Here is a 12,549-nt window from a genome sequence, read left to right as displayed (position 1 = left end):
AGCTTCTCTATGCTATATCCTTGTTTTTTAAGTTCATAGATCTGAACTTTATCATCATAAGTTAATTTCATAATAAAAACACCCCAAAAGTTAGATTTTTTCTGTCTAACTTTTGGGGTGCAGTTCAGAACTGACGTTTTATTTTTTAGGATGTTGGTGGGTTAGGTTTAATCCCCAAGGAACCAAATTTTCAGTTTTATTTTTGATGCGTGTAATATTATCCTTATGACGAATGATAATCAAACTAGCAAGTGCTAGGATAATAGCGATGAAGAGAGGGTCATAGTTGCTCAGGATAAAACCAAAAAGTGGAAAGAGTAGAACTCCGACGACAGCTGCGATAGATGCAGTGACACTAGATAGTGAAATCATACTACCAAGATAGAGGGTTCCAAAGAAAACAACTGCAAGGTAGAGACAGAAGACAGGCGAAAATCCGAATATCACTCCAGCACTGGTTGCGACAGCCTTACCACCCTTAAATCCTGCAAAGATAGGGAAGGTATGGCCAATAACAGCTAAAAGCCCAAAGATGAGAGGCGAAACACCTTGCAGATGAAAAATAATCGGAAGAAGCGTTGCTAGGGTTCCTTTGAAAAAGTCAATAACAAATGTTGCCATACCAGCTTTTTTACCTAAAATGCGGAAGGTATTGGTTGTTCCTGTGTTACCAGAACCATGCTCTCGCAGATTGATTTGAAAGAATACTTGTCCAATCCAGAGACCAGACGGAATCGAACCCAGCAGATAGGCTAGGATTAATAAAACTATTGTAATCATACTCCTATTATATCATGAAATGGAGAAGAAAGGCAGAGAATCTCTGATGAAATTGTCACATCGGAGAAAGAAAAATTTTGCAAAATCCTTGGAAAACCTGTAGAATAGTAAAGATGAACGAATAGGAGGTTCCTTGTGTCAAAAAAGGAAATCAATATTAACAATTATAATGATGATGCCATTCAGGTGCTAGAAGGGTTGGATGCGGTCCGTAAACGTCCAGGGATGTATATCGGATCGACTGATGGTGCTGGTCTCCACCACCTAGTCTGGGAAATCGTCGATAATGCTGTCGATGAAGCCTTGTCTGGATTTGGTGACCGTATTGATGTGACCATCAATAAAGATGGGAGTTTGACTGTACAAGACCATGGTCGTGGGATGCCGACAGGTATGCACGCTATGGGAATCCCAACAGTTGAGGTTATCTTTACCATTCTCCACGCAGGAGGGAAATTTGGTCAAGGTGGCTATAAGACTTCTGGTGGTCTCCATGGGGTTGGATCTTCCGTTGTAAACGCCTTATCAAGCTGGTTGGAAGTTGAAATTACCCGTGATGGGACGGTTTATAAACAACGATTTGAAAATGGGGGTAAGCCTGTTACAACTCTTGAAAAGGTCGGTACAGCCTCCAAGTCTAAGACAGGTACTAAGGTTACTTTTATGCCTGACGCAACGATCTTTTCTACGACAGATTTCAAGTACAATACCATTTCAGAACGTCTCAATGAATCAGCCTTTCTCTTGAAAAATGTGACCTTGTCTTTGACGAACAAGCGCACAGATGAGTCTGTTGAGTTTCACTATGAAAATGGGGTACAGGACTTTGTTTCTTATTTAAACGAAGACAAGGAAACCTTGACGCCTGTCCTCTACTTTGAAGGTGAGGATAATGGTTTTCAAGTGGAAGTAGCCCTCCAGTACAATGATGGATTTTCAGATAACATCTTGTCCTTTGTCAATAACGTTCGCACCAAGGACGGTGGAACGCACGAGACAGGACTCAAGTCTGCCATTACCAAGGTTATGAATGACTATGCGCGTAAGACGGGGCTTCTCAAGGAAAAAGATAAAAACCTTGAAGGGTCAGATTACCGTGAAGGGTTAGCAGCTGTTCTTTCTATCTTGGTTCCTGAAGAACACCTCCAGTTTGAAGGACAGACCAAGGACAAACTAGGCAGTCCTCTGGCTCGTCCCATTGTGGATGGAATTGTGGCGGATAAGTTGACCTTCTTCCTTATGGAAAATGGGGAATTGGCTTCTAATCTCATCCGCAAGGCTATCAAGGCGCGTGATGCTCGTGAAGCAGCACGTAAGGCGCGTGATGAGAGCCGAAATGGGAAGAAAAATAAGAAAGATAAGGGCTTGTTGTCGGGTAAATTGACACCTGCTCAGTCTAAGAATCCTGCAAAAAATGAACTCTATCTAGTCGAGGGGGATTCTGCCGGTGGTTCTGCCAAACAAGGCCGTGACCGCAAGTTCCAGGCAATCTTGCCCCTTCGTGGTAAGGTTATCAATACAGCTAAGGCCAAGATGGCGGATATTCTCAAAAATGAGGAAATCAACACTATGATTTATACCATCGGTGCGGGTGTCGGAGCAGACTTCTCCCTTGAAGATGCCAATTATGACAAGATTATTATTATGACTGATGCCGATACCGACGGTGCCCATATCCAGACCTTGCTCTTGACATTTTTCTACCGCTACATGCGTCCGTTAGTTGAGGCAGGTCATGTCTATATCGCCCTTCCGCCTCTTTACAAGATGTCCAAAGGTAAAGGCAAGAAAGAAGAAGTAGCTTACGCTTGGACAGACGGAGAACTAGAAGAACTCCGCAAGCAGTTTGGTAAAGGAGCGACCCTTCAACGTTACAAGGGGCTTGGTGAGATGAATGCGGATCAGCTCTGGGAAACAACTATGAACCCAGAAACCCGTACCCTCATCCGTGTTACGATTGAAGATTTAGCACGCGCTGAACGTCGTGTTAATGTCCTCATGGGAGATAAGGTCGAACCACGCCGTAAGTGGATTGAAGATAATGTCAAATTTACTTTGGAAGAAGCGACGGTGTTTTAAGTCGGTTTTTAACGAATGGGTATCAACATGAGAACTGAAACAGAAATGCTAAATCGGATTTTACAAATTGCCAAAACTATACAAGTAGAAGCTATCGCCATATCTGGTTCACGAACTGATACAAAAGCACCAAAAGATGAGTTTCAGGATTACGATGTGGTCTATATTGTGGACGATTTAGATAATCTGAAGAGAGACATTTCTTGGCTAGACCAGTTTGGCAAACGCATTATTGAGCAAGAGGTCACCCTTGGTCACCGTCGCCTATATCTCATGCTTTTTGAAGATGGCAATCGGATTGATTTGACACTCTGCCCACAAGAACACATGCAAGAATGGGTGGATAGTGAAGCAGGATTCACAGTTTTAGAAGATAAGAAGGGCTTGTTTGAGTCTTATTCTCCAAATCCTCAACGCTACTGGAGAAGCCCAGCTACTGAGACAGATTTTAAAAATTCCTGTAATGAATTTTGGTGGGTTTCTGCCTATGTAGTGAAGGGCATTCATCGGAACCACCTGGTCTATGCGACGGATCATCTCTATGGAATCTGCCAACAAGAATTGCTTAAGCTTTTAGCTTGGCAAGTGGCAGCAGATAAGGGAACGGTCGATGTTGGCAAGAACTACAAGTACCTCTTTCAGTATTTGCCTGCTGAGAAAGAGAAAGAATTCTCAAATCAGCTTGATTTTTCAAGTAAAGAGAAAATCACTCAATCTTTGTATGCTACGATGCAACTTTTCCACCGAGAGGCTCAGTACCTTGCTCAAAAAATGGGATTTGACTATGATAAAGAAGTAGCTGAGAAGATGATTCAGTATGCTGAGGAAAGAGTGAAGAAGTTTGGGAATAACTAGAAAAATGAAAAAGCGAGAGGAGAAGACTCATGATTGAAAAAGTGGAACGCCTCATTACAGAGATTAATCGTATTCATCGAGAATATTCTAAAGATTATTTTGAAACGGGTAAGGTGGAAAAAATCAATCTCAAGCATACCTTTTCAAAAGTTCCGACGAAAGCGATTTTGTCCTACCGTCTGAATTTACATGAGTCAATTAATGACTATCTGATGAAAGCGGATGTCCAAGATATTGCCTATGTTTATCGTGTCAAAACTTCTGAGTCTATTATAGATAAAATTACACGTTTTTCTGAGCGTCAAGAGGGTTATCCTGTGAATTCCATTCTTAATGATATTTTTGGTGCTCGTATGATTTTAAGTTCCAAAGAGATAGCTCAAGTCATGGATCAATTAGATGATTGGCAAGAGATGTACGGATTAAAAAACTGGTATTTACGTGATAAAGACGACTATGTCGGTATTCATATCTATTTTAAAAATAAAAGTAATTTTTACTACCCATGGGAACTCCAACTTTGGGATAGGAAAGATGTAGATAGCAATATCGCCAGTCATATCAAGTATAAACGAGGATTTGTGAAGTAGACATTTCAAGTCGTCCCTTTATATCTTAACTGAACACTTTTTCTGTAAAAACCTATTCTACATTCTTTGAAAGGAGTTGAACACGCCCTAAATACTGTGTGAAAAAGATAAATTCTCTTGTGAGCATCGCTCACTGCAAGAATTTCCTATTTTCCCTTTGTATTTTACGGGCTTTGTATCCTATATGAGTAATATCCAAAACATGTCCTTGGAGGACATCATGGGAGAGCGCTTTGGTCGCTACTCCAAGTACATTATTCAAGACCGGGCTTTGCCAGATATTCGTGATGGTTTGAAGCCGGTTCAGCGTCGCATTCTTTATTCTATGAATAAGGATGGCAATACCTTTGACAAGAGTTACCGCAAGTCGGCCAAGTCTGTCGGTAACATTATGGGTAATTTCCACCCACATGGGGACAGTTCTATCTATGATGCCATGGTTCGTATGTCGCAAGACTGGAAGAACCGTGAGATTCTAGTTGAAATGCACGGTAATAACGGTTCCATGGACGGTGATCCGCCTGCGGCAATGCGTTATACAGAGGCGCGTTTGTCAGAGATTGCTGGTTATCTCCTTCAGGATATCGAGAAAAAAACAGTTCCTTTTGCTTGGAACTTTGACGATACGGAGAAAGAGCCGACAGTCTTACCAGCAGCCTTTCCAAACCTTTTGGTTAATGGTTCTACTGGGATTTCGGCTGGTTATGCGACAGATATTCCACCACATAATTTGGCAGAAGTTATCGATGCTACAGTCTACATGATTGATCATCCAACTGCCAAGGTCGATAAGTTGATGGAATTCTTGCCTGGACCAGATTTTCCTACAGGAGCTATCATTCAGGGGCGTGATGAAATCAAAAAGGCCTATGAAACTGGAAAAGGGCGCGTGGTTGTTCGTTCTAAGACTGAGATTGAAAAGCTAAAAGGTGGTAAGGAACAAATCGTTATCACTGAGATTCCTTATGAAATCAATAAGGCTAATCTGGTCAAGAAAATTGATGATGTTCGTGTCAATAACAAGGTGGCTGGCATTGCTGAGGTTCGTGACGAGTCTGACCGTGACGGTCTTCGTATCGCTATTGAGCTAAAAAAAGACGCCAATACGGAGCTTGTTCTTAACTACCTATTTAAGTACACCGACCTACAAATCAACTACAACTTTAACATGGTGGCGATTGACAATTTCACCCCTCGTCAGGTCGGGATTGTCCCAATATTGTCTAGCTATATTGCCCACCGTCGCGAAGTGATTTTGGCGCGCTCACGCTTTGACAAGGAAAAGGCTGAGAAACGTCTCCATATCGTCGAAGGTTTGATTCGTGTAATTTCTATTTTGGACGAAGTCATTGCGCTTATTCGTGCATCTGAGAATAAGGCTGACGCCAAGGAAAACCTCAAGATCAGCTATGATTTTACGGAAGAACAGGCTGAGGCTATCGTAACCTTGCAACTTTACCGTTTGACCAATACCGATGTTGTTGTCTTGCAGGAAGAAGAAGCAGAACTTCGTGAAAAGATTGCCATGCTTGCGGCTATTATCGGGGATGAGCGGACTATGTACAATCTCATGAAGAAAGAGCTTCGTGAGGTCAAGAAGAAGTTTGCGACACAACGTTTGAGTACTTTAGAAGATACTGCGAAAGCAATCGAGATTGATACAGCTAGTCTGATTGCTGAGGAAGATACCTATGTCAGCGTGACCAAGGCAGGTTACATCAAGCGTACCAGCCCGCGTTCCTTCGCAGCTTCCACCTTGGAAGAAATTGCTAAACGTGATGATGACCGTCTGATTTTTGTTCAATCTGCCAAGACAACTCAGCATCTCTTGATGTTTACGACACTTGGAAATGTCATTTATCGACCAATCCATGAATTGGCAGATATTCGCTGGAAGGATATTGGAGAGCATCTGAGCCAGTCTATTACTAACTTTGAAACCAATGAAGAAGTTCTATATGTAGATATCGTGGATCAGTTTGATGATGCGACAACCTACTTTGCTACAACTCGTCTTGGTCAAATCAAGCGTGTAGAACGCAAAGAATTCACTCCATGGCGGACCTACAAGTCTAAGTCTGTCAAGTATGCTAAGCTCAAAGATGATACAGACCAGATTGTAGCAGTAGCTCCGATTAAACTGGATGATGTTCTCTTGATTAGCCAAAACGGTTATGCCCTTCGTTTCAATATCGAAGAGGTTCCTGTTGTCGGTGCCAAGGCAGCAGGTGTCAAGGCTATGAACCTGAAAGAAGATGATGTCCTCCAATCTGCCTTTATCTGTAATACCTCATCCTTCTACCTCTTGACCCAGCGTGGAAGTTTAAAACGTGTTTCTATTGACGAAATTCCAGCAACCAGCCGTGCCAAACGAGGACTACAAGTCTTGCGTGAGTTGAAAAGTAGACCGCATCGTGTCTTCTTAGCAGGAGCAGTTGCAGAGCAAGGTTTCGTTGGTGACCTCTTCAGTACAGAAGTGGACGAGAACAATCAAACTTTGCTTATCCAATCCAATAAAGGAACGACCTATGAAATCCGATTGCAAGACTTGAATCTGTCAGAACGAACCAGCAACGGTAACTTTATATCCGATACCATTTCAGATGAAGAAATTTTTGATGCCTATCTTCAGGAAGTTTATACAGAACTAGTATCTAACAAATAGTAAAGATAATGAAAAGGTTTTCGTCGAGAAATTTCTTAAGCTATAGATTTAAGAGTTGAATTTGATTATATATACAAAAACGAACAGTGCTGATTCCCAACTGATAGGGACTTAATCCTGTTCGTTTTCTTGTTTTTATTGGTATAGACCGCCTGATATTTAATTGTAAAATCATTAACATACGGTCAATTATTCAAGCTAGATTAATAAAAAAATAATATTTTTTAAGAAAATGATTGCGTCACATTTGTTTTTTTGTTATAATATTATTGTTTCAAGAGAACGCGTTAAAGAAATAGTTCGTTTAAATATAAAAGGAGTTTTTTATGTTTCAAAATAAACAAGATAAAGGATTTCGTTATTCTATTCGTAAACGTAGTGTTGGAGTATGTGGTGTTGCCGTTGCAACATTTTTGCTAGCTTCTGGCCTTGTATTTCAAACAAATGTAGTAAAAGCAACAGAGCCAAGCGTTGCTGCAGTTGCTGGTGAAAATATTGCTGCTCATAAATCTGCGAGTCAGAGTTCAATTGCTTATGGAGGAGATGCTTCTAGAGCAGTTGACGGTAATCGTGATAACGCATGGAGTCACCGCTCCGTTACCCATACAGATTTTCAAGATCATTCTTGGTGGAAAGTTGACTTAGAGAAAGAAGAATCAGTAGGAACTGTTCGTATTTACAATCGTGGAGATGGGGATGTAGCAAATCGTTTATCTAATTTTGATGTTATTTTGTTGGATAAAGATGGGAATGAAGCAGCTCGTCAACATGTAGATAGCTTAAACAATCAACCAACAGTTGATGTTCAATTCTCAGGAGTTGATGCACGATATGTAAAAATTGAATTAAATAAATCTAAAACTCCACTTAGTTTAGCAGAAGTTGAAGTATATCGTTCTGCAAAATCAGAAAAGATTGTAGAAAATAAGAAAACAGAAAATAAATCTAAAACAGATTTTACTGCAGAACTAAATAAATATTTGTTTGGTTTGAATTATGATAAAACAAATATTTTAACTAGACGAGGCGAGGCAATAGAAAATTACACGAATACAAGCACAAAACAACAAGGAAATGAATTTGTGGTTGTGGAAAAAGTGAAGAAGAACCTTTCTAGTGGTCATGCTGATGTTGCTATTAATGGCAACGGAGATATTTTCCTAGGTGCTTTGTTTAAAGCAAATCAAGATCTCCTAGAAAATAAACCACAACAAATTAGCTTAGATCGTAGCAAAGGTAGAATTAGTGTTGATTTACCAGGAATGGTAGGCGGAGATAGCTATGTAGATGCTACACCAACTGTAAGTGGTATGCAGGAAGGTGTAAATACCCTGTTAAATCGTTGGCATGAAAAATATGCTGGGAAGAACCCTGCTCCAGCACGTATGCAGTACGAATCAACTTCTGCTTATAGCATGAATCAATTAAAAGCTAAATTCGGAAGTGACTTTGAAAAAGTTGGAGTTAATCTAAAAATTGATTTTGAAGCTGTCAATAAAGGTGAAAAACAAATTGAGGTAGTTGATTTTAAACAAGTTTACTATACTGCTAACTTTGATGCTCCAAAAAATCCATCAGATGTATTTGCCTCAGGAGTAACAGTTGATCAATTGAAAGCACGTGGAATTGATGAAAATACTCCTCCTGTATATGTATCAAGCGTGTCATACGGACGTCAAATGTATGTCAAATTTGAAACAACAAGCAAGAGTACAGAATTGAAAGCAGCTATCAATGCTGTCATTAAAGGAGTACCTATTAAAGCTGAATCTGAATGGGCACGTGTCTTGAAAAATACAACAGTAACAGTTTCCATCGTAGGTGGAAATGCTGATGGCGCTGCACGTGTTGTGACAGGTACAGTAGAAGATTTGAAGAAATTGATTCAAGAAGGAGCTACTTTCAGTACGCAAAACCCTGCTGTTCCAATTTCTTACAAGACTGCATTCTTGAAAGATAATCAAGTGGCCACGATTCAAAGCAATACAGACTACATTGAAACTAAAGTGACTTCATACAAAAATGGTTACCTCAATTTACACCATAAGGGAGCTTATATTGCTCGTTACTATGTTTACTGGGATGAAGTGACTTATGACAAGGATGGTGTTGAAAGTATTCGTTCACGTCAGTGGGAGCATAACGGTCAGAACAGAACTGCTGGCTTCCAAACGGAGCTTCAATTTAAAGGAAATGTACGTAACCTACGCGTGAAGATTCAGGAAAAAACAGGTCTTGCTTGGGAACCATGGCGTACTGTTTACAATCGTACCGATCTTCCTCTAGTCCAAAAACGTACCATTATTAATTCAGGTACAACAATCAGACCAAAATACGATGAAAAAGTTGAAAACAACTAATTCTCACTTGTAAAAATAATTAGTTATACTAATGAATTGAACCCCAAAAGTTAGTCCAAATTCTAACTCTTGGGGTGTTTTTCTGTGTCTTGTTTTATGAGTAGTTTACATATAAGTATATATGTAAATTAATCGTTATTGTGAATAGCATTATAGATTTATTAGACCCAAGGTAAGAAGACATCTCTTGTTTTTATATTCAAAGCTATAGCGGTTAATATTTAAGGAGACCTTCAAGTTCAAGTAGTCAATAAGAAGAAATTCTCTTGTAGTTTAAGATTTTTTAGGATAGTTATGAATTTAATTCTCGATAAAGGGATCTATTTTAGGAGTCATTTTCTAGCTTCTTTAGGTAACCATCTCCGAATGGACCTCTTGTGATTTACATTAGTTTACTTTTTCCATAGGGCATAGGGGTGTGTATAGTAGATATATTTATTGGAAAATGTCTATTCTGTGTTTTATTATGGATATATTTACTTCAATTTCTCCTAAGCATTGAGTTTTAACTCATGTTCCTCAAAAAGATGTTTAATGAGGTTAAAATTGTTAAATTTGAGTATAATATCTTGTAAAAAATTCTAAAATCCTATAAAATAAAAAGTGACGGAGGAATTTATGAATGTAAATCAAATTGTACGGATTATTCCTACTTTAAAAGTTAATAATAGAAATTTAAATGAAACCTTTTATATGGAAACCCTCGGTATGAAAGTTTTGTTAGAAGAGTCAGCCTTTCTATCACTAGGTGATCAAACAGGCCTTGAAAAACTTGTTTTAGAAGAAGCTCCAAGTATGCGTTCTCGTAAAGTGGAAGGAAGAAAGAAGCTGGCTAGATTACTTGTCAAGGTGGAAAATCCCTTGGAAATTGAAGTCTTATTAGCTAAAACAGATTCGATTCATCGATTATATAAGGGGCAAAACGGCTACGCTTTTGAAATTTACTCTCCAGAAGATGATTTGGTTTTGATTCATGCGGAAGATGATAGAGAAAGTCTAGTAGAAGTAGAAGAAAACCCTGAATTTCAAACAGATTTGGAATCAATTTCTTTAAGTAAATTTGAGATTTCCATGGAATTACATCTCCCAACTGATGTCGAAAGTTTCTTGGAAGTATCTGAAATTGGGGCGTCACTTGATTTTATACCAGCTCAGGGTCAAGATTTGACTGTGGACAATACAGTTACTTGGGACTTATCTATGCTCAAGTTCTTGGTCAATGAACTAGATATAGCAAGTCTTCGCAAGAAATTTGAGTCTACCGAATATTTTATTCCTAAGTCTGAAAAATTCTTCCTTGGAAAAGATCGAAATAATGTTGAATTGTGGTTTGAAGAAGTATGAAGTGGACCAAGATTATTAAAAAAATAGAAGAACAAATCGAGGCAGGGATTTATCCCGGAGCCTCTTTTGCGTATTTTAAGGACAATCAATGGACGGAGTTCTATTTAGGACAGAGTGACCCAGAGCATGGCTTACAGACTGAGGTAGGACTAGTTTACGATCTAGCCAGTGTCAGCAAGGTTGTTGGGGTTGGCACAGTTTTTACCTTCTTGTGGGAAAAAGGTCAATTAGATATTGACAGACTTGTAACAGATTTTTTAGCTGAGAGTGATTATCCAGACATCACTATTCGCCAGCTCTTGACTCATGCAACAGACCTTGATCCTTTTATTCCTAATCGTGATCTTTTAACAGCCCCTGAATTAAAGGAATCTATGTTTCATCTCAACAGACGAAGTCAATCAGCCTTTCTTTATTCGGATGTCCATTTTTTGCTGTTAGGTTTTATCTTGGAAAGAATCTTTAATAAAGAACTGGATGTAATTTTACAAGAACAAGTTTGGAAACCGTGGGGAATGACGGAAACCCAGTTTGGGCCTGTTGGGTTTGCTGTTCCAACAGTTAGAGGTGTCGAGGCAGGTCTGGTACATGATCCCAAGGCTCGCCTCTTGGGCAGACATGCAGGTAGTGCTGGTTTATTTTCGACTGTAAAGGATTTACAAATCTTTTTAGAACACTATTTAGCAGATGATTTTGCAAGAGATTTGAGTCAAAATTTTTCACCTTTGGATGACAAGGAACGTTCTTTGGCATGGAATTTGGAAGGAGATTGGCTAGACCATACGGGCTATACAGGTACCTTTATCATGTGGAATCGTCAGAAGCAAGAAGCGGCCATTTTCCTATCCAACCGTACCTATGAAAAGGATGAGAGAGCTCAATGGATTTTAGACCGTAATCAAGTGATGGACTTGATTCGTAAAGAAGAGTAAGGAGAGACATGTCAAATAGTTTAAAAGGGACTCTATTAACAGTTGTGGCTGCTATTGCTTGGGGTTTGTCAGGAACGAGTGGCCAATACCTGATGGCACACGGAATTTCGGCTTTAGTTTTAACTAACTTACGACTTTTAATCGCTGGCGGGATTCTCATGGTCTTGGCTTATGCTACTGCAAGGGATAAAATGCTGGCCTTCTTAAAGGATAGAAAGAGTTTGCTATCTCTTCTCATTTTTTCTCTAATTGGTCTTTTTCTCAACCAATTTGCCTATCTGTCTGCTATTCAGGAGACCAATGCAGGAACAGCGACGGTGCTTCAGTATGTTTGTCCTGTCGGAATTTTAATTTATAGCTGTATCAAGGATAAGGTGGCGCCGACACTGGGAGAGATAGTTTCTATCATATTAGCTATCGGAGGGACCTTTCTTATTGCAACACATGGGCAGTTGGACCAGTTATCCATAACACCTACAGGCTTGTTCTGGGGGCTCTTTTCTGCTCTGACTTACGCACTTTATATTATTTTGCCAATAGCCTTGATTAAGAAGTGGGGGAGCAGCTTGGTCATCGGTGTGGGAATGGTCATAGCAGGTTTGGTCGCTCTTCCTTTTACAGGAGTTCTACAGACTGCTATCCCAACTAGTCTTGATTTTCTCCTTGCATTTGCGGGCATTATCCTTATCGGGACTGTCTTTGCCTATACAGCCTTTCTAAAAGGAGCCAGTCTGATAGGACCGGTCAAGTCAAGCTTGTTGGCTTCAATTGAGCCAATATCGGCGGTTTTCTTTGCCTTCTTAATTATGAATGAACAATTTTATCTCGTTGATTTTCTTGGTATGGCAATGATATTAGTTGCTGTAACTCTGATTTCTTTGAAAGATTTACTCTTAGAAAAATAAAAAGACTCTTTGTCCGTGACAGAGAGTTTTTGCCTAGTA

The 12,549-nt window shown here is 39.6% G+C and carries 9 protein-coding genes and 1 pseudogene; 8 read left to right on the top strand and 2 right to left on the bottom strand.

The window, feature by feature from the left end:
* A pseudogene (locus FJR77_RS09825) lies at positions 1-71 on the bottom strand (transposase); the annotation flags it as partial.
* Positions 72-138: 67 nt separating this feature from the next.
* Complete coding sequence (gene plsY, locus FJR77_RS09820) at positions 139-780, bottom strand: glycerol-3-phosphate 1-O-acyltransferase PlsY (protein WP_140834678.1); 642 nt, start codon at positions 778-780, stop codon at positions 139-141.
* A gap of 135 nt (positions 781-915) precedes the next feature.
* On the opposite strand from plsY, the gene parE reads away from it, so the two are divergent.
* From parE to FJR77_RS09780, 8 genes are all read left to right on the top strand, one after another.
* Positions 916-2,859, top strand: a complete 1,944-nt coding sequence (gene parE, locus FJR77_RS09815; protein WP_061759022.1) for a DNA topoisomerase IV subunit B — start codon at positions 916-918, stop codon at positions 2,857-2,859.
* Positions 2,860-2,886: 27 nt separating this feature from the next.
* Complete coding sequence (locus FJR77_RS09810; RefSeq protein ID WP_079114827.1) at positions 2,887-3,714, top strand: aminoglycoside 6-adenylyltransferase; 828 nt, start codon at positions 2,887-2,889, stop codon at positions 3,712-3,714.
* Positions 3,715-3,743: 29 nt separating this feature from the next.
* Positions 3,744-4,304: a nucleotidyltransferase family protein gene (locus FJR77_RS09805; RefSeq protein ID WP_061759024.1), complete on the top strand. Its 561-nt coding sequence runs from the start codon at positions 3,744-3,746 to the stop codon at positions 4,302-4,304.
* A 184-nt stretch (positions 4,305-4,488) separates the two neighbouring features.
* Positions 4,489-6,969 (top strand): DNA topoisomerase IV subunit A, encoded by a 2,481-nt coding sequence (gene parC / locus FJR77_RS09800; RefSeq protein WP_140860135.1) that lies wholly within the window; start codon positions 4,489-4,491, stop codon positions 6,967-6,969.
* Between the two features lie 326 nt (positions 6,970-7,295).
* On the top strand, positions 7,296-9,329 hold the full coding sequence (locus FJR77_RS09795; protein ID WP_000487325.1) for a thiol-activated cytolysin family protein: 2,034 nt from the start codon (positions 7,296-7,298) through the stop codon (positions 9,327-9,329).
* 618 nt (positions 9,330-9,947) lie between these two features.
* Positions 9,948-10,673, top strand: coding sequence for a CppA N-terminal domain-containing protein (locus FJR77_RS09790; RefSeq protein WP_140834675.1), 726 nt, complete (start codon positions 9,948-9,950; stop codon positions 10,671-10,673).
* Complete coding sequence (locus FJR77_RS09785) at positions 10,670-11,605, top strand: serine hydrolase domain-containing protein (RefSeq protein ID WP_140834674.1); 936 nt, start codon at positions 10,670-10,672, stop codon at positions 11,603-11,605. Before FJR77_RS09790 ends, FJR77_RS09785 begins: the two co-directional genes overlap by 4 nt.
* 8 nt (positions 11,606-11,613) lie before the next feature.
* Positions 11,614-12,510, top strand: coding sequence for a DMT family transporter (locus FJR77_RS09780; protein WP_140834673.1), 897 nt, complete (start codon positions 11,614-11,616; stop codon positions 12,508-12,510).
* The last annotated feature ends 39 nt before the right edge of the window (positions 12,511-12,549 follow it).

The organism is Streptococcus shenyangsis (assembly GCF_006385785.1).
Taxonomy (GTDB): domain Bacteria; phylum Bacillota; class Bacilli; order Lactobacillales; family Streptococcaceae; genus Streptococcus; species Streptococcus shenyangsis.
The sequence above is the reverse complement of the archived record's forward strand: the minus strand, read 5'-3'. Positions and strand labels throughout refer to the sequence as shown.